Genomic DNA, 18,689 nt, shown 5'->3' on the forward strand with positions numbered 1-18,689 from the left:
CAGCGAGGAACGGCGCCTGAAGCGCCCATTCCACCTGAATGCCAGGAGGCATTAGCGGTCAACCTCACCCAGCACAATATCGGTGCTACCCATGATCGCGATGGTATCACTCATTTTATGACCACGCAGTAGCTCAGGCACGATTTGCAGATTGACAAAGGAAGGGCCACGTAGCTTCGCGCGCCAGGGATACTCACTACCATCGCTGATAAAGTAGACACCCAGTTCACCCTTGCTGCTCTCGACCGCGAAGTAGGTCTCACCGCGTGGAGGACGCAGCGCGATCGGTGTGCGTGCGCTGATAGAGCCACCCGGAAGCTTATCAATTGCTTCACGGCAGAGGCGCACGCTCTCAAGCATTTCGGCCATACGCACGCAATAGCGGGCGTAGCAGTCGCCTTCCTGGCGCACCTGGGGATTTACCGCGATCTCGCGATACGCCATGTAAGGACGGTTCACACGCAAATCCCAGTTGATACCACTGGCGCGCAGCATCGGGCCGGTCAGGCCATAGGCCAGGGCCTGCTGTGGATCAATATAGCCGACACCCTGGGTACGAGCCTCAAAAATTTCATTGCCAGTAATCAAGGTCGTCAGTTCGGCATGACTCTTCTCAAACTGGTCGAGAAACGCCTCACACTCCTTGAGCCAGCCCTTGGGCAGATCGTGCAGGACACCACCCACGCGCATATAGTTCACGTTAAAGCGGCTACCCCCAGTGCCTCAAAGAGCGAGAGGATGCTTTCGCGATCACGGAAGGCCCAGATGACAGGAGTGGTCGCACCCAGGTCGAGCAGATAGGTACCCACGGCCACGAGGTGGCTGGCGATACGCTGTAACTCATTAGTAATCAGGCGGATATACTGCGCGCGGCGTGGCAGCTCAATTCCCATCAGCTGCTCGACAGCGCCGGCATAGGCGGTCTCATTGAGCATAGGCGAGAGATAATCCGCGTTGTCCATATAACGGATGCCGCCCATAATAGGGCGATTCTCCAGAATCTTTTCGATACCGCGATGCAGATAACCAATAACCGGGGTGCAATCGACGACCGTCTCGCCCTCAAGCGTGAGCAACAGACGCAAGACGCCGTGTGTACTTGGATGCTGAGGTCCCAGGTTGAGTAACATCTCCTGAGACTTTAGTTCGCCACCCTCGCTCACGATGCCGACCGGAATATTTATCTCTTGGTTTGTAGCCATGAGGTTTCCTCGTTTAGTATGTTTCAGTGCCTGCCAATAGTTTCATCTGCGTTGCAGGCGTCGCAGGCGGACCCAGAACATATAGGACCACATACATCCCATGAGTGTCGCCAGAGCACTAAACAGGTAGCGATTAGGGTCCGCCGAGAAAAATGCTAGTGCTACCGCCGTCCCAAAACAAACACAAGCGACGAGGATGGGCATCATCACTCCCTGTGTACCACTTCTTGCCCGGGACACTCCCATAGAACGTGCCAAAGACCCCGAGCGTGCGGCACGCCCCAACGTCTGTCCTGCCTCCCCTGCGCGACTCTTTCCGTTCGCGCGCCCCTCCCTGTCCTGGCCTGGTGCGACCTTGCCGACGCCCTGTGTTTCACGACCCTGTTTCTGGCTCTCAGTACGACTGCGTCCCGCGCCTCTACGATGCGTCCTGGCCTTTGGCATAGCCCACACTCACGTTCTTCTGCAATAGAAAGAAAGCGATCCACAAGTGTCTGTTAAACGCTCTCTATCAGACGTGCTTTCAACTTCCCAAGTGGCCTTTTAATGCGGAATGCAACCCCCATTCGGGGGCGCGGCGCCACTCTTGTGGCTAGCGCTCCGCGCTCAGGTTTCCGATAAGGCACTTATTCCGTATCTGCCTGCTGTTCGCCCGCCTCTTGATAATCCTGGAAAGCATGGCCGAAGGTTGGGGTACCAGGATGGAGGCGCTCCTCCAGGCCCTGACCCAGTTTCTTCTGCACCACACGCTCCAGGTGCTGCTGCTGGAATTTGCCCGAGACCGCCATATTTGGATCGATCTGCGTGGTCGCCCGAGGCTTTGCGGTCATTGGCACCTGTTTGAAGTCCTTCAGCAAGGGATAGCCTTCGAAGTCATCATCCAGCAACATACGGCGGAGATCAGGATGGCCCGCGAAGCGAATGCCATACATGTCGTAGGTCTCGCGCTCCAACCAGTTAGCAGTTGGATAGACTGAGACCACGCTATCAACTTCCGGCTTCTCGCGCTCGATACGTACCTTGATCTGTAGCAACTGCGCGCGCGTGGTTGAGCGCAGGTGATAGACCGACTCCAGGTGATCAAGCATATCGGCACCCGAGACGCACACCAATAAATCAAATCCCAGCTGGTCGCGCACAAAGCGACAGACGGCCACCAGGTTCTCTTTATCAACGACCAGGCCCAGGAAATCCCCTTTGAGCGTGGTAGCATTGACAGGCTTGCCTGTGATCTGCGAGAGCGGAGCCAGGTCGCGAGCCAGAGCAGCGTTCTGGTCACGATAGCCCGTTGTCGCACTAGGCATATTTGTAGAACGTGGTACTAGATCCATCGTGTCACTCCCTTACGCCAGGCATACACCAGGCCAAGCGCGAGTATTAAGATAAAGAAGAGAATCTCGACAAAACCAAAAACACTTAATTGCTTGAAGATGACTGCCCAGGCAATGATAAACACAATATCCACATCAAAGGCCACAAAGAGTAGGGCAAAGATGTAGAAACCAAGTGGATATTGTACCCAGGCCGAGCCAATTGGCTTTTCACCAGACTCATAGGTCTGGGCTTTTTCTTTTGTTTTTTTATGGGGTGAGAGTATGTTAGAGACCGTAGTTGCAAGAATAACAAAAACAAAACCGGCTACTAACAGAATACCCGCGTATAAGTACCCAAGAGACACAAGCGTTCCTCCCAATACAAGCCTCTGCCGAATATCGACAGAGGCAAGAAGATGCTGCAATGATTATAGCACAGTGAGTAAGAGGCGACAATTTCACGTGAGTTGGGGTAACTGGACCGTGTCAGGCTTGGCAAGCACCTGGAAACCACGTCCCCGGGATTCCCCTTGCGCCTCCTGTATCCCCACCACAATCACACTCACATTGTCATCGCCGCCCTCACGCAAGGCGGCCTGAACCAGGGCATCCGCGATGCCCTGCACATCATTCTGTGGCTGTTTGATCATGTGCTCGATTTGTGGATCACGGACCATATCCCAGAGTCCATCGGAGCAAAGCAGCAACAGGTCACCATCGTGTACCTGCTCTTCAAAGGCATCAATCTCAATGGCGGTCTTCTCGCCAAGGCTACGATAAATCTGGTTGCGTTTAGGATGAGTATAGATATCATCTGGCTGGATAATACCAGCCTCGACCAGGCTTGCCACAACCGAGTGATCATTGGTCACTTTGCGTAGCTGCTCACCCTGGCGGTAGAGATAGGTGCGACTATCACCGACATTGGTCACATAGGCGGTGTCAGCCACGATGAAGGCCGCAGTCATGGTGGTTCCCATGTCGGCATGTAGCTCCATATTGTGCTGGTGTACCGCCTGGTTGGCCTGCTGCACGCCATCCACCAGGAGGCGCACCAGGCCCTCGCGTGGCAGATCGTTCTCCGTCCGTAGATTGGGAACCATAAAGTTTACGATGGTCTGGATAGCCAGGCGGCTGGCATCGCGTCCCGCGGCATGCCCCCCCATGCCATCAGCCACCACAAAGAGGCCAAATGGCAGAACCTCACCATAGACACGACATACCCCTCTGGCCGCAAAGAAGCTATCCTCGTTTGGCTTGTGCTTCCGCTTAATACCAGGATCAGTATGCGTCCCAACAAGGTAGTGAATAGGTTTGCTGGGTTTATGCCCGGGTTCCGTCCTCTCGGAATCACTGGCAGTGGAAACCTCAGATACTGGAGCCTTCACCTCCTCAGGTTCAGGCGTAAACTCAACAGTTGGCAGATCGGCGAGAGAGGAGAAGGGAACGGCTCCCGCAACCGGGGCCGCGTCTTTTTGCTGGTCGCGCAAATACTGTGATGGTATGCGCAAATTCAAACCAGAGGCCGAAGGCGAGAGAGGGCAACGGCAATGATGGCAGAAATTATCGCCCTTTGACACTGGGGATTTACAATTGGGACAGACCAATTGCACAGCCTGCATCGAGGGCGCGGTATTATTCACCAAGGTCGGCTGATCGGTTGGCGTCGCGATATTGCCCGCCGCTGCTGGTGGGGCTTCCGCTGTGACAGGTGCGGGAGAGTACGTGGCTCCCACATCGTCATCTCTGGCGATAGGCATGGTCTTATGCTCCCAGGCGGGAAGCTTCTGGCGCAGCTTCGCCTCCTCCTCCGAAATACGCGAGGCCTCAACTGAAGCGTTACGCTCAGCCTCTTCCAGTAGCCTGCGTTGTCGCTTACGCTGCACACGCTTACGACCAAAGGAGACGCTGGTCAGAATAAGCAGAATAATGAGCACAGCCAGGACAGCAATCACAAGTGGCAAAATCGGGACCGGGATACCCGCAATGGTGATACTCGTGCTGGTTGCCTGGGTACTACTAGTAGATTGTTTATTCACATTCAATGCCTCGCTTGCCTTCTGCTCAAATAGATGCGCGCCTGCGAAATCCGTGTTGGCGAGTAATGCCTTATGAAAGAAATCCTCGGCTCGTCTATAGTCGGGAGGCTGTCGATAATAATTTGCGATTCCTTGCACCCAATTCATATGTACATTATTCTCAAGACTTCTATTTATATCCAACACATGCGTCGTTCCTGTAGGTGGCACCTTCTGCAAGGCAGCCACTAACTCGGTTCTCTCTATCGCCTGGCTCTTGAGACGCAGTTGTACTAAGGCCCCGCTTTTATCCAGGAGGGGCGTTCCTGGTTCGAGCGCCGCATTCGCAGGCAGAAGCGCAGGTGAGAGATATTGCGCAGCTTGCGACTCGTTCACATTCGCTGGCGGTAGAGCCTGGCTGGTCGGACTGCTCGTAGTCAGGCCAAGCGAAGCTGGTTGGGTAGCATTTGCTTGTGCTATATCTACATATGGATATAGTTTATTGGAATTAAAGGAAAATACGACCGGGCTATCCTGTGCACAGCTTTCGCTCTCGTCCAGGCAAAAGGCATTCAGGGTAACACTACTCTGAGCATCGGACTCGTACACGACAACTGGTTGCGCATCACTGTTATAGAGATTACTAAAATAGACTTTTAGCGTGACGAGGCGTCCGCCACCTGCGGCCTGACAACCTGAGCCACTTTTGCTTACGACGCTGCTATCCGTCAGCACCCAGGTATTCTGATTCGCGAAACTAGCATCTGGAAAGCGCTGGCTCAACTCGGCAGCCGACCAGCTTGCAATAATCGTGCCCAGGCCAGTACAGGTATAAAAGAGCTGATTGCGCACGCCCAGCGATCCCAAGGGCAGGGACGATGCCGAGTGCCCAGGTTGCGCGCTCGTCTCCGATGCGATCTCATACGTAGCAAGCAAGCGCACAACCGCTGTTCCGGCACGCGCAACCTCCTGGCTGGGATCGTTCGCACGCCCCGCCCTCGACATAGCAAATGCTCCTGTTGTAGAGACCAGCAACCACTGCAATGCCAACACAAGGGCAAGCAAGCCATATATGGCCGCCTGCCACCAACATCCTTGTCCCCGTGAGGGTTCACCTTGCCTACGCATTTGACATTACCTCTTCACGCCGAATATGCAGAGCGAACGCGGATCCACGTTTACCTACCCATGCGCATGCGTAAACGCTGGCGCATTTGCTGGACAGCTGGAGTGACACCTGGGGAACGCAAGACATGTTCGCATTCACGCAAGGCATCGTCCAGGCGATTCTCATTCTCGTACACCTGGCTCAACTGGAAGCGCGTCGCATAGTCGCTGGGATTCAGAAAGAGCAGCTGCACAAAGGCTTCTTCAGCCCAGTTGTAGCGCCTCAAGTAAAAGGCTAAATTTCCCAGGGTTTGCGCAAAGACTACCAACATTTGTGACTGGTTGGGAAGGCTTTTAGCCAGTCTGAATGCTTCATGATACTCATCCACAGCCTGGTCAAGTTGGCGTGTCTTCTCGTAGCACTGTCCAAGACGAAAATGAGTTTCAGGGTCCTGGGCGTTTAGCTTGAGCGACTCGACATACTCGGGAATGGCCTGCGTGGGCATGGGGCGCAGATAGAGCCAGACATCACCCAGCAGTTTATGGGTCTCGGTATCAGCAGAGTTTAACTCAAGCGAGCGCCTGTAGGCCTGAATCGCCTGGTCAATCTGTGCTGGGCGCCGACGCGCGAACACCTGCCCGAAGAGTTTATGTACCAGGGCATTGTTTGGCTCTCTGCCATAGGCAAACTGTACGGCCCCATAGGCATCTTCAGTGCGCCCAGCAGCCAGGTGGCGGAGTGCATCCGCGATGTACGTTCCGGCGGGGCCTGTCATGCCGGCATTAGGCGTGGATTGCTGAGGAGGAAGAACGCTCGATCCAGCCACCTGCCCAGGCATACTATTTCCCTGTGGGCCTGACGATCTGTTTCCGCCTGTTACGGGTCCACCAGAGACAGGTTCGGAGCGCATAGGAGGAACGCCTATTATGGGAGGAAGGACCGCAGTAGCGTTGCCCATCTCCAGGCCACTCTGCCAGCGCTGATCTGGCGCATAGGCCAGGGCCTTCATAATCACTTGCTCAAACCCGAGACTGATATCTGGACGCAACGAACGCAGCGGGGGGAAGGCGAAGATTGAGGGTTTGTTATTGGCAGCGTCATGCGCGGTCAACAGGCGGTACAGGGTCGCGCCCAGAGAGTAAATGTCACTCCGAGGCTCTGGCTGACCATGCAGTTGCTCTGGAGGAGCGTAACCCAGGGTCATAATGATGGTTGCCTTCCCTTGAGACTGGAAACTACGCGCAATACCGAAATCGATCAATCTAATTTCATCGCGCCCGGTGACCATAATATTTGAGGGTTTAAGATCACGGAAAATGATAGGGGGGGTCTGCCTGTGCAGGTAGTTGAGCACATCACACAGTTGCCTGGCCCAGGTCCGTGCACGGACCTCGGTAACGCCACGCACCCCCTGTATCCCCAGCACATTTCCCTCTTTCTCCAGGACCTCCGCCAGGGTAGAGCCTTCGATAAAATCCATTACCAGGTAGTGGCGACCACGCTCAATAAAGAAGTCGCGCACACGTGGAATACAAGGATGGTTAAGGTCAAGTAGAAGTGTCGCCTCACGCGAGAACCATTCAACCGCTTGCGCGCGGTCCTTCTCATCGCTAAACTCATCAAGCATCTCTTTGACGGCGCAGGGGCGGTTGAAACGGGTATCTATCGCGCGATACACCGCGCCCATCCCTCCCGACGCCACCAGGCGCTCAATGCGATAACGACGATCTGATAGCTCGGTTCCCGGTGCTAAACGACGGCGCGATCCTATCACTTCCCCATCAGTCGATGGCTGCACAGGCTGATTAGCAGACTCAGGCGCGGACGCTTGAGCGTTAGCTTGAGCATTACTGCCAGGCGATAGGCGATTCTGATCTGCTGAGTAACTATTATCCATATATTACCGCTCTATCATATCTTTCACTTCACGGCCGAACTTCGTTGCTTCCACCCAATTGGCAAAAGGCTTTGCCAAACTCCGTTTTTCTTACATCCTGATTATAGGGGGCATTATAACATATCTTCGCATTGGTGAGCAGTAGCGGACTTCATATTTAGAAAGCGGAATTGCTCATACTCAGGCGCTTTCGCCTTCAATAGGGTGCGATTCAACTTGTTGCCATTGTGATCACATAGATGCCCCCATTTATGACTCTGCTGGGAAATTGTATCAGGTTGTCCGAACGAGCCTCTACGAAAGGCATTCCATCTTCGGTAGGGGCCCGGTTTACCGCGTCCAAAGACGATTGATCTCCTGCAGGCGCAGCTCATAAGATTCTATTGCCTCATGTCGTATCACCACACGTCAGCCCCTAAACGGTTTCGGCTGCGCCGACGTGCCATGAATGGCATTTGGACGCGGTAAACCGGGTCCCTACCACCGTGGGAAGCCATCTCACGTTGAAGCCATCTCACGTTATGGAATGAATCACACCCTCTTTCAAGCTGCCGATTGCTCCCTACATAGTAGAACGAACAAGCGGCAAGCTGATGACATACGTATGTGTAAGAAGGCCGCCTGCTTTCTGATGTTTCCTCCAGGACTACCTTGGATCGGGACGATCTGTGACCGCGTTGACGTGTGAGGGGAAACCCTCAAATTCGGCCAGGCGGCGGGTGGTCTCGCTCAGCGAGGCATACCCCTCCCGGGTAGCATACGCCAGTCCAGTACGCTTCAGGAAGTCAAAGACCGAGGTACAAGAAAAGGTATGGGCAAAGCCACCCGTGGGTAGAATGGCATTTGTACCCAGGCTATAGTTTCCCAGGCTGATTGGTGTATAGGCCCCCAGCAAGATTTCGCCCGCATTGTGGAGCATGGGCAGGACGGCGAATGGCTCACGGACATGCACCTCCATGTGTTCAGGCGCATACTCATTGACAAAGGCAATGGCCTCTTGCTGATCCGCTGCCAGGATAATCCCGCCCGTCCCGTTCTCGCTCTCCAGCCCGGTCTGGCAGAAGGTGCGACGCGGCTCCGGCAAAGCAGCAATCTTGCCTGGCAAGATTTCACGCACGGCCAGTGCCAGCTCCCGACTATCCGTTACCAGCAGGCTCGAAGAGTCAGGACCATGCTCTGCCTCGATGAGGAGGTCGCGCGCCACCAGTTCAGGATCGGCGCTTGCATCCGCGAGCAGAATGGCCTCGCTTGGTCCAGCGGGCAGACCCACATCGACCGTGCCAAACAGCAGGCGTTTGGCGGCCGAGACATAGGGGCTACCCGGTCCCGTAATCTTATGTACACGTGCGATATGCTCTGTACCATAGGCCAGGGCCGCGATAGCCTGGGCTCCACCTACACGATAGATCTCATGCACACCACACAGGTCCGCCGCCACGAGCGAGGCCGGGTCAACCTGGCCATCGGGTCCAGGCGGGGTACAAACGACGATGCGTGGCACGCCAGCAATACTGGCGGGCGTCGCCAGCATATAGAGTACAGAAGGGAAGGAACCTTTCCCGCGTGGCACATAGAGACCTACGCTACTGATCGGCGTGATCTTCTCGCCTGCCATTACACCTGGCGCAACCTGCGTAAACCACTGCTCATGCGGCATTTGATGCTGGTGAAAGGTCCGTACATTATGAATCGCGTGTTCAATCGCGGCATAGACGTCTTTATCAAGCAAGGTATGCGCGCGCTCGATCTCCTCGCGGCTCACACGCAAATGCTCAGGTGACAGTTGCACATGATCGAAACGAGCCATGAACTCGACCAGGGCCTCATCTCCCCGATCCCGTACCGCGTTGACAATTGGTCGCACATACTCGATAAGCTCATCAATCTTCACCTCCGAGCGCCGCAAGAGGCGCGCGCGCTGGGAAGCATCGAGCTGTGCCAGTTCATAGAAGTGGATCATAAAGTTACGATTTCCTTTTCCAGTGGCCGACGCTGCTAAAGCACGCGTCTACATATCCCAGTGGCCGACGCTACTAAAGTACGCGTCTACATATCAAGGAAGTCCCACGCCCCGGCAGAGAGACTCCGTAGGCAACCTCATCGCCTCAGGATGATGAATCTGCCCGCTATAAATGACTCTGCTAGGAAATTTTATCAGATTGTTCGAACAAGCCTCCGAGAAAGGTGTTACCCCCTCGGTAGGGGCCTCCACGATAAATCGGGAGGCTAACGCATCCGAACGCCATGTATGGCATGTCGGCGCAAGCCGCTTTTTATTCATTAAACAAGCAATATACCATGTGACATGCTTTTGCGGGACTTTTTGGGGCTAGCGCCGCACTGCGATAAATCGCCTTCGGACGTGCTAAAACCCCCATTCGGGGACAGGCTGGTCCCTACCGAATTTTGAGCGCTCCCTCGCACTGTGTGCAGCTCTCCAAGCTCGGCAACTTGTCCAGACAAAATTTCCCAGCAGAGTCATTTATGGGGGGCCTATGGGACTGCAAAAATTTGAAGCGCCCCCACCACCGCCCCCCTTTTATGATACAAAGAAAGAGGCGCACTTGTCTACGCCTATGCGCATGTTGATGACCCTATTGTGTCATCCCTACCACACCATTCGCCTGTTCTGTCAGCTCCTGGGCATCTACACGCTGGGCCTCATGAATGTCTTCCGCCATCCACCTGGCGCCCGATACTCCTATCAAGCCGGCGATAAACAGAGCTGGTAGACAGGTATAGAGCAGGGCTGTCGCCAGGTCATGGCCCGCCATGCCGAGACGAAAATGCTCTCCTCCGGTCGGATCAAAGGAAGTCGCCATAACACCTACCAGGGTCGGAGCAAAGGCATCCCCCAGCATATGCGCGATCAAGAGCGAGAGCGCTATAGCTGAAGAGCGCAGGCGAGAAGGGACAACATCCTGGGTCGCCGCCGTGCTTGGCCCGGTATAAATCGTGAGCAGGAACGCGGTGAGAATAAAGAAGATGGTAAAGAGCACGAGATTATTTGCCAGAAGAGCGACGGCATACGCGGGTACCGCCAGGAGAAAACCGATGCCACAGACCAGAACTCTGGCACCGGCATGCCTGCGATTCAACATATCTGAGGCATATCCTCCCACCAGGGTGCCCACAATACCCGCCAGGACGATAATTCCCCCGGAGTAGATGCCCGCCAGGCCAGATGTGAAGCCAAAGGTATCTTTCTGTTGTAAATAGATGGAGAGAAAAGTGGTATTGACACCCAGAACAAAGAAGGCAAAGATCTGCATCGCGATCAACACGCATAGGGTCTTGATCCGCAACAGCATCCGGCTGCACACTAGTACATCCTTCATGGCTAGCCGTAATATACGCGTCCAGCCAGTCTGGCCCTCTTGCGTGCTCCCAACTTCAGCAGGCACGACACTCTGTGCTGTCTGCTGGATCTCAGGCAGCACCTCGACACGCTGTGCCTCCAAAGCCAGCTCTTCCTCATCGGCCTGGTTGCGCCGTGGCTCATGCATACGCCAGGCCAGATATGCCAGGATTAACCCCGGTATACCCGTAAAGATGAAGGCCAGGCGCCAGCTCCCAATATACAGGCCCGCCACGGCTCCTCCAGCCCCCATACCAATCAGAATACCGAAGAGCTGGGCCGTTCCCCAGGTACTCATCACCCGTGAACGCTTGCTACGACTATAATAATCGCTTAAGAGGGCGGTCCCGGCAGGAAAATAGCCGGCTTCACCAATTCCAAGCAGCATACGTGCAAGAAAGAGGGTAGTAAAGTTGGTCGCAAAAGCGGTCAGCGCGGTCGCCACGCTCCAGAGCGCGACACACCAGGCGACCACATTTTTGCGTTTGACCTTGTCGGCCCAGTAGCCGACAGGCAACGCAAAGATGGTGTAAATGACGAGAAAGGCCGAGGACAGTAGTCCCGTCTGACTCAGATCAAAATGCAACTCTTTGGCGATCACGTTGACCGAGCCATTAAAGACATAGCGATCCAGATAATTCAATAAGCTGATGCTAAACATAACCCAGAAGACAGAGCGAGCACGAGTTGAGGGATTGGAGTGAGAAGCCTGGCGACCAGGATTGGTAGGCTGAGCAACTTCGCCCATAGGGACCTCCTCAGAGTGGATGGAGAGAGACACAACTTCTAGGGAGCCACACAAGATAACTGTACGCTACCATATCATAGAATGGATACGTTGCCTAGGGGTACGACCCGACGCTGCTAGCCCCTATTCGGGGGCAAGCGCACACGCTTACATATCAAGGTTCTCTTATTTTTAAAAGAGCATTATTGTGTTAGATGATGTGATATGCGCATTTGAGACCTTTTTAGCTAGCGCCGCACTGCCATAAATGGCGTTCAGACGCGCTAAAGCCTCCATTCGGGGACAGGCTGGTCCCTACCGAGCTATTGAGGCATTTCGTGCGATAGGTTGCTTGGTGAATTAGGAGCCAGGAGGGAATGGGAGTGAGGGGTGAGATTGTGAGCGATCCGAGTTTGGGATGCGAGGGTGGCGGGAGTTTGGGCGGTGTTGGAAGGGTCGTTGAGAGAGGATTCAGGGGTTGGGGTATCGTCGGAGTCGGAGGTGAGGAGGATGTGAGCGGTCTCGAATTTGAACTGGCAGGGATGCTGGGCAAGGAGTTCGGAGGTGAGGGGTTTGATGAAGGGATGGAGGGTGTAGTGGCCGTGAGAGACGGTGGTGAGGAGGTTGGCCTTGACCATTTTGCTGAGAAGTTGGCGCACGCAGGTGTAGTCGAGGCCAAGGGCGGCGGTGATCTGAGCGGGTGAGAGGGGTTGGTCGCAGGTATGGACCAGGTGGAGGATGGCGAGGCGTTCGGGGGTCAGAGTTTTATGGGCACCGAGAGTGGTGAGAGCCAGGCATTCCTGTAAGGAAGCGTGGCGGAACCTAATCTGAGAGGTCGGAGAATGGAGTGTGAGGGAGAAGGGGGCAAGCGAGGAGCCGAGAACATCGAGATGGTAGAAGTTGGAGACGGGGAGGCGTTTGAGATGGAGGTGATGATCGACCGAGGCGCTCAGGGGTGAGGAGCGCTTGCAGGTGTGGAGGACGAGAATACTGATATCATATTGTTCGGCGAGGCGGCGCAGGAGGGCGAGCAGTTCGCGATCATTGCCCTTGAAGAGAGGACGCAGCGAGGCCAGGTTATCGATGACAAGCAGGCGCGTATCGGGAGAGTTGGTGAGCCAGCTTTGAAGCTCGTGCAGGCCCTCGGTGGGCGTGAGCGGGGTCCAGGTGTTGGAGAGGAAGAGATTATTGGGTGGGGGAGTGCCGGGCTGGGCGGCGAGTAGGTGGGCGCGGAGTTCGTGCAGGCGGAGCAGTGAGTGATCGAGGCCCAGGTAGAAGGCGCGGCCACGGGTGGAGGTAAAGGGTTGAGAGTCGGCGTGATCCTCGCCAGCGAAGGAAGGCTGGCCCTGTGCGACATTGAGCATGAGCTGGAGGGCGAGGGAGGTCTTGCCGGAGCGAGGGTCACCGCTGAGGAGGGTCAGGCCAGCGGGGAGGAGGTTGTGGATGGGCCAAGTGCTGGTGATGGGAGAGGGCTGGATGAGGTCATTGAGGCCGGTGAAGGGCATGAAGGGGCGGGCGAAGAGATTGGCGTAGGCCTGCTGATCGAATTTTGTCATGTAAGCCTCCATAGGAAAAGTAGAGGGACGTTTTCGAGAGGTATACATATGGAAGGTGCGCAATACGATATATTATGCGATATACATTTATAGTATGTACGACAGGTAGCGGTTTTGTCAAGTAAAAGAGGAAATATTGAAGAAATTGAGTGAGTGGGGGTTTAGGGGTTGGGGGGCGAGGTGAGCATCTCAAGGAAGCTCCAGGATTTGAGTTCGCGCTCGAGGTGATAGCGCAGGAGTCCATGCATGGTTGCGGCGACTTCGGCGTGGAGGCGGGGATCGAGGCGCAGGCGGGGCACCTGTGCCCACTCTGTGCGCTGCAAGAGGCGTAAGACTTTGAGGGCGTTGGGAGAGATCTTCTGCGCCCATAGTTGAGAGCAATTGGGGCAGAGGGCGCCACCCAGCGAGGGGGTGAAGCCGTTGACGACCGGCTCTAGCTCGGAATCGCAGTGCGCGCAGGTGCGCAACAGGGGTTCATAGCCGATGCAGGAGAGGAGATAGATCTCAAAGTAACGTAAGAGAAGGAGGCTGCGATCTCGCTCGTGCGCGGGGTCGCTTGTACCAGCCTGCTGTTGTTGCTGGACCTGGCGCGCATCCTCATCGAGGGTTTTGAGGGCCAGGAGGAGCAGGTTGTAGACATCCTCGTGCTGAGTATCATCCTCGACAAAACGATCTACCAACTCAGCAAGATAGATGGCGCAGGTGCGATACCAGATGTCATCGCCCTGGCGCAGGGCGAGAAAGGCGTCGCTGGTCTGGGCCTGGGTGATAATATCCAGGTTGCGTCCATGAGCGATATAGAGCCGGCTCTGACAGAGAAGCTCTAAATGTCCCGATTTACGGCTCACGGGGCGACGCACCCCCTTGGCAACGGCATGAATCTTGCCCTTGTAGGGAGTGAGTAAGGTCAGGACGCGGTCGGCCTCACCTAGATCAGAATGTTTTAAGATGATGGCATCGGTGGAGTAGGTGCGTTGTTCTCGCATACTGTGGAATCCTGGGGATAAAAAAAAGACGTGATTACAAATTCACGTCTTTTGGAGGCGACGAGCGGATTCGAACCGCTGGTGAAGCTTTTGCAGAGCCTTGCCTTACCACTTGGCGACGTCGCCCGGATTAGTAATATAATCAAAACCCTTATAAAAAGAGAGAGCGGGAGACGGGATTCGAACCCGCGACATTCACCTTGGCAAGGTGACGCTCTACCACTGAGCCACTCCCGCATGTTTTTGGAGATCACTTCGCTGGTTACTTTTGTAACTTTTCGGTCACCCCCGACTGCGCTTATAAGATATCATACCCCCACGTCTTTGTCAACAGATTGAGGCCTCTTTTTTTGCCTCTTTAAGCATATCCATATATTCCGTTTTGCTTTGACTGCTCGCGCCTGCGGCGCTCGCTTAATAGAAATGGAATGGTGCCCCCAGCGGCCGCTGAGGGCACCATTCCATTTCTATTAGCAGCTAGAGTTGTGTTGTTTGTAATGGCTTTGAGAGGATATAGATCATATACTCATCGCTGCGAACGATTTGATACGTGACATGCTCACGAGCCAGCAATTTCTCAAGCGTGGTCTTCTGGTTTGCGTTATCTGTGTAGACAAATGCCGGATTGAGACTCTTTTTCAGCATATCTCGATACGCTGGATAGCGATCATAGCCATGCGCCAGGGTGGTATCATTATTCAAACTCCAGGTATCGCCACAGATAACTTGCTCATGACTGAGGTACATCAGGCGATTACACAGAGAATAGTTTGAGTAGATACGTGTTATATTCATTTTTTTCAATGCACTGACAAGCTGCTCTACATGTTGCTCATCGGCACTCACTGAGGGCACTTGTTGAAAAACATGCACAGTACTCATGATTAGTACCAGGATGAGGCTGGCAAGAACCACAATGCGAAGCGGGAATGTGAAGCGACCACTGCTGACTTTGATCCTATGAGGGATGTGCCAGAGCGGCCATAGGATTGTTGGAAGCGAGATCCAGAGCACACTGAGATAACGAGATGTGCCCTTAGCATCGAGAACAGGTGCGGAACTTTTTATATAAATAATCAACGTTAGCAAAGCAGCAAGCGCTAACAGCCAGCGTGCAGCCTGGCGAACATACGCATCCTGCTTCACATCTCCAGACACCTGTTGTTCCTTGCGAATGCGACGAATGCGCCATATTTGCCAGAGGGGAACCAGCAACGCGAGCGCGAGCAGAGCACAAAACCCTATGCTCCATAATACTGGCAAGGCCATCCAAAGAGTGGCGTGAGACGACAATGGATAGAAATTCTGGATGAGATAACCGGTTTGATCTGGTAACGACACGATAAACGCATTGCGAATATGATGCCAGAATATGTCATGCGCTGGTAAGCCCATCGAAGTCTGGCCCACAAAGGTTGTCCACGAGTTGATTCCAGGGGCAGCTGTCAGATTAAAATAAATCAGAGGGAAAGCCCAAAGAGAACGATCCACATCGCCCATGCCAACAGCGTACGCCAACGAAAGAGCAAGAGGAGACCAGCCGTCAAGACATAGGGCGCAATCAACAGGTCACTATACAAGGCAAATCCAGCTAACGCCCCCCACAGCCAGTAGAGCCCCACGCGCTGCCACACACGCAAGGTCGTCGAGGAAACGAGCACAAAAGACAGCAGAAAGAGCAGGGCGCCCAGAAGGATAATCTCTTCATAGCCACCAATCGCCTTCATCTGTTGCAAAAACATCAATCCTGTTCCCAGGCCCAAAAAACCTATGGTGAACAACGCGAAGGGCTTTGAATAGAGCCGGGAGGTCAAAGCATACAGGCTTAGCAAGAAGTGATCTTGCCCCGATTTGAAAGAGTCCCTAAAGCTGAGATATACTCGAAGCAGATCAGAAAGGGGCTTAGCCATGGGAAAAATCCAAAAGGTCTATACAAAAGAATTCAAAGAGGAAGCCGTGCGGTTGGTGGAAACCTCAGGCAAGCCAATTGCGCAAATCGCTCGTGAGCTGGGCATCTCCGACAGTGCGATTCATAATTGGCGCAAAGAATTGGCAGAACATGGGAAAGAAGCCTTTCCAGGCAAGGGGCATCAAACAGCACTCGAAGAGGAAAATCGTCGATTGAAACGTGAAGTCGAGAGGCTTCAACAGGAGCGTGATATCCTAAAAAAAGCAGTGAGCATCTTCTCACGGGAATCCAAATGAAATATCAGTTTATTAAGCAACACAAGGACGAATTTCCCATTGTTGTCATGTGCAGTGTGCTTGGAATCTCGGAAAGTGGCTTTTATGCCTGGCGCAAACGTTCAACTTGCCAGCGCAAACGAGAAGATGCTCAGTTAAAGCAAAAGATACGGCAGGTGTTTGTCGCGCATCAAGGACGATACGGAAGCCCACGCATCCTGAGGGAACTGCGTGATGAAGGGACCAACTGCTCGCGGAAACGAATTGCCAGGCTCATGAATCAGGAGAACCTTTCTGCGAGGCGCAAGCGACGACGGGTTATCACCACCACACGAGATCCAAGGCATCCAGTTGCTCCCAACCTCTTAGATCGGGATTTTCATGCGGAAGCCCCCAACAAAAAATGGGTCACAGACATCACGTATATTCCCACTCGGCAAGGGTGGCTGTATCTTGCAGTGATATTGGATCTCTATTCTCGAATGGTTGTTGGATGGTCGATGTCGAGCACATGTGATGAGCAGTTAGTAGAACGGGCACTTACTCAAGCCCTGGCCCGCCGTCATCCTCAAGCTGGATTACTGCATCACAGTGATAGAGGGAGTCAATACACTTCAAGAGCGTATCAGGCGTGTTTAGAACGATGCGGTATCCAAGCAAGTATGTCGCGGAAAGGCAATTGTTGGGATAATGCTGCGATGGAAAGTTTTTTCGGAACCTTAAAAGATGAATGTGTAGGAACGCTTGTCTATTCAACTCACGATGAAGCACGATTAGCGCTCTTTACCTATCTGGAAACGTATTACAATCGAGTTCGTCGACATTCTACACTTGGATATGTGAGCCCACTCACGTATGAACAGATGGCGAAGAAATATCGTAAAGTAACGTTAGATAACGTTTGACGTATTATCATTTTTATGTTAGAATACAAGCTCAAACGTTACGTTGCGTTACGTAAAAACGTTCTTCACTCTCCTCATCTCAAACCTCTAGAGACTCTATGAAATCGGGGCAAGCTCAAAGCCAAGAAACAGGCTCACCATTCCCAGGCGGATAATGAGAACCGATGAACCAAACAGGCGAAAGAGGAGAGCACCAAAATACGCCTCAAAGCTCCCCATATAGTATTGCCCATAAAAGAAGATGGGATGCTCTCCCTTGTCAAGGATATGCGAAGCCATGAGATAAATAACAGCTTCATCACTATCGAGGGAGGGCCAGCCCAGGAGCAACAGAAGCACACGCAAGAGCACAGCACAAACGAGAAGACATATCAGGCATACCCCATATGGATACTTTTTCCAGAGCGTCACCATTCTTTTTCCTACTCTTATTTTTCAGACCACAAGGAGCGCATCTACATATACAGATACACAATTCATCCCGCCCATTATACCGTACCTGCGCCAAAAATGAAGAGGTTTTTAGCGATAGTCCCATTTCTCCTGCCCCAAATTGAGGAGCAGCCCTTTTTCCTATCGTTCCACTGTTGTCATCCTGAACGGCAGCTATCTGATAGCGCCTACCGTTCAGTGGAAGCACGTGCATAAACATCTTCGGTGGCGTGGGCCAGCGCTCTTCGCCGCCCCTGGCGGCCAGTTCGGCCACGCGGGCCTCTTCACCGAAGCCGGTGAACATGGAGACGTCCATGCCGATGTTGAGGGGCAGGTCGCCTGCCGCCCAGAGCTTGCCCCAGCCACTGGTGTTGTCACTGGTGAGGGTGCCCCAGTCGTTGACTATGGAGGAGACGCCCAGGAAGGTGTTTCACTCCGAACTGGAGCAAATAGTCCACATAGTTATTCGATGAAAGTATCAATCCTGCTAGAAAACCAAGACTCAAAGTCATAATCCATAAACGTAGCTTCTCAAAGTTCATGACTCCAAAAGAGAATTGGACACTCGCCTTGCGAGTTTTGTCTTGATCGATCAAAACACCAGTCGTCGTTAGTGTAAGCAAAAGGTACACAAGTTCGCTCATCTGACAAAAATGTATTGAGGCCACTTTTGCGGTCAACTTCTCTTTCATATGCAAGTGTATCTTGCCATTGTAACCAATACGTCGATGTCCCACGATCAGGATCAACCAGCTGGGTCAGGTTCCCCTGGTCATAGTACTGCGCCGAGGTCGTCACCGAGGTTGTGGTTTGTCCGGGCTGCGGTTGCACATCGGTGATAATCGATGTAATCACCTTGCCCATAGGCATTGTAGCGCGTCTCTTGCTGCCTCGTGATATCACTATCAGGGGAGGCGGTTCCCTGGGCGCTACGAGAGCTATACCACTGAACGAAGCGTGCCTGACCATAGGCGTCAGTGAGCGTGAGGGTGATATGGCCGTT

General features: G+C 53.7%; 14 protein-coding genes, 2 tRNA genes and 2 pseudogenes. 2 read left to right on the forward strand and 16 right to left on the reverse strand.

Annotated features, from left to right (window positions below; genetic code table 11):
* Nucleotides 1-51 precede the first annotated feature (51 nt).
* From KTE_RS49530 to KTE_RS10030, 14 genes and pseudogenes are all read right to left on the reverse strand, one after another.
* A pseudogene (locus tag KTE_RS49530) lies at nt 52-1,202 on the reverse strand (NADH-quinone oxidoreductase subunit D).
* Nucleotides 1,203-1,244: 42 nt separating this feature from the next.
* Nucleotides 1,245-1,646 (reverse strand): hypothetical protein, encoded by a 402-nt coding sequence (locus KTE_RS09970; protein ID WP_201380635.1) that lies wholly within the window; start codon nt 1,644-1,646, stop codon nt 1,245-1,247.
* 182 nt (nt 1,647-1,828) lie between these two features.
* Entirely contained in the window at nt 1,829-2,533 is a 705-nt protein-coding gene (locus KTE_RS09975; RefSeq protein ID WP_201370860.1) for an NADH-quinone oxidoreductase subunit C, read from the reverse strand.
* On the reverse strand, nt 2,524-2,880 hold the full coding sequence (locus KTE_RS09980) for an NADH-quinone oxidoreductase subunit A (protein ID WP_201380637.1): 357 nt from the start codon (nt 2,878-2,880) through the stop codon (nt 2,524-2,526). The genes KTE_RS09975 and KTE_RS09980 overlap by 10 nt, the downstream gene beginning before the upstream one ends.
* A gap of 93 nt (nt 2,881-2,973) precedes the next feature.
* Complete coding sequence (locus KTE_RS09985) at nt 2,974-5,661, reverse strand: PP2C family serine/threonine-protein phosphatase (RefSeq protein WP_201380639.1); 2,688 nt, start codon at nt 5,659-5,661, stop codon at nt 2,974-2,976.
* 50 nt (nt 5,662-5,711) lie between these two features.
* Nucleotides 5,712-7,538 (reverse strand): protein kinase, encoded by a 1,827-nt coding sequence (locus KTE_RS09990; protein WP_201380641.1) that lies wholly within the window; start codon nt 7,536-7,538, stop codon nt 5,712-5,714.
* 646 nt (nt 7,539-8,184) lie between these two features.
* Nucleotides 8,185-9,498 (reverse strand): histidinol dehydrogenase, encoded by a 1,314-nt coding sequence (hisD, locus tag KTE_RS09995; protein ID WP_201380643.1) that lies wholly within the window; start codon nt 9,496-9,498, stop codon nt 8,185-8,187.
* A gap of 634 nt (nt 9,499-10,132) precedes the next feature.
* On the reverse strand, nt 10,133-11,644 hold the full coding sequence (locus KTE_RS10000; protein ID WP_201380645.1) for an MFS transporter: 1,512 nt from the start codon (nt 11,642-11,644) through the stop codon (nt 10,133-10,135).
* Between the two features lie 302 nt (nt 11,645-11,946).
* Nucleotides 11,947-13,179 (reverse strand): AAA family ATPase, encoded by a 1,233-nt coding sequence (locus KTE_RS10005; RefSeq protein ID WP_236600347.1) that lies wholly within the window; start codon nt 13,177-13,179, stop codon nt 11,947-11,949.
* A 161-nt stretch (nt 13,180-13,340) separates the two neighbouring features.
* Nucleotides 13,341-14,165, reverse strand: a complete 825-nt coding sequence (recO, locus tag KTE_RS10010; protein WP_201380647.1) for a DNA repair protein RecO — start codon at nt 14,163-14,165, stop codon at nt 13,341-13,343.
* Nucleotides 14,166-14,217: 52 nt separating this feature from the next.
* Nucleotides 14,218-14,291 (reverse strand) — tRNA-Cys (locus KTE_RS10015).
* Between the two features lie 39 nt (nt 14,292-14,330).
* Nucleotides 14,331-14,402, reverse strand: a tRNA-Gly gene (locus KTE_RS10020).
* A 240-nt stretch (nt 14,403-14,642) separates the two neighbouring features.
* Complete coding sequence (locus KTE_RS10025) at nt 14,643-15,323, reverse strand: hypothetical protein (protein ID WP_201380649.1); 681 nt, start codon at nt 15,321-15,323, stop codon at nt 14,643-14,645.
* A gap of 302 nt (nt 15,324-15,625) precedes the next feature.
* The gene (locus tag KTE_RS10030; RefSeq protein WP_201380651.1) at nt 15,626-15,901 is read right to left on the reverse strand and encodes a hypothetical protein; all 276 of its coding nucleotides are present in this window, start codon (nt 15,899-15,901) and stop codon (nt 15,626-15,628) included.
* A gap of 172 nt (nt 15,902-16,073) precedes the next feature.
* Between KTE_RS10030 and KTE_RS10035 the strand changes: the two are divergent.
* Nucleotides 16,074-17,254: pseudogene (locus KTE_RS10035) on the forward strand (IS3 family transposase).
* 96 nt (nt 17,255-17,350) lie between these two features.
* Here the strand turns inward: KTE_RS10035 and KTE_RS10040 are convergent.
* Nucleotides 17,351-17,668, reverse strand: a complete 318-nt coding sequence (locus KTE_RS10040) for a hypothetical protein (protein WP_201380653.1) — start codon at nt 17,666-17,668, stop codon at nt 17,351-17,353.
* 226 nt (nt 17,669-17,894) lie between these two features.
* Between KTE_RS10040 and KTE_RS10045 the strand changes: the two genes are divergently transcribed.
* Entirely contained in the window at nt 17,895-18,200 is a 306-nt protein-coding gene (locus KTE_RS10045; protein WP_201380656.1) for a hypothetical protein, read from the forward strand.
* A gap of 17 nt (nt 18,201-18,217) precedes the next feature.
* Here the strand turns inward: KTE_RS10045 and KTE_RS10050 are convergent, their stop codons facing one another.
* Complete coding sequence (locus KTE_RS10050; RefSeq protein WP_201380658.1) at nt 18,218-18,556, reverse strand: hypothetical protein; 339 nt, start codon at nt 18,554-18,556, stop codon at nt 18,218-18,220.
* Nucleotides 18,557-18,689: the final 133 nt, after the last annotated feature.

Source organism: Ktedonobacter sp. SOSP1-85 (assembly GCF_016587415.1).
GTDB lineage: Bacteria > Chloroflexota > Ktedonobacteria > Ktedonobacterales > Ktedonobacteraceae > Ktedonobacter.

Coding starts and splice junctions, on each gene's coding strand:
- KTE_RS10000 (WP_201380645.1), bottom strand. CDS start 11,644: ATGGGCGAAGTTGCTCAGCCTACCAATCCTGGTCGCCAGGCTTCTCAC.
- recO (WP_201380647.1), bottom strand. CDS start 14,165: ATGCGAGAACAACGCACCTACTCCACCGATGCCATCATCTTAAAACAT.
- KTE_RS09990 (WP_201380641.1), bottom strand. CDS start 7,538: ATGGATAATAGTTACTCAGCAGATCAGAATCGCCTATCGCCTGGCAGT.
- KTE_RS10005 (WP_236600347.1), bottom strand. CDS start 13,179: ATGACAAAATTCGATCAGCAGGCCTACGCCAATCTCTTCGCCCGCCCC.
- hisD (WP_201380643.1), bottom strand. CDS start 9,498: ATGATCCACTTCTATGAACTGGCACAGCTCGATGCTTCCCAGCGCGCG.
- KTE_RS10040 (WP_201380653.1), bottom strand. CDS start 17,668: ATGGTGACGCTCTGGAAAAAGTATCCATATGGGGTATGCCTGATATGT.
- KTE_RS10050 (WP_201380658.1), bottom strand. CDS start 18,556: ATGCCTATGGGCAAGGTGATTACATCGATTATCACCGATGTGCAACCG.
- KTE_RS09975 (WP_201370860.1), bottom strand. CDS start 2,533: ATGGATCTAGTACCACGTTCTACAAATATGCCTAGTGCGACAACGGGC.
- KTE_RS09985 (WP_201380639.1), bottom strand. CDS start 5,661: ATGCGTAGGCAAGGTGAACCCTCACGGGGACAAGGATGTTGGTGGCAG.
- KTE_RS09970 (WP_201380635.1), bottom strand. CDS start 1,646: ATGCCAAAGGCCAGGACGCATCGTAGAGGCGCGGGACGCAGTCGTACT.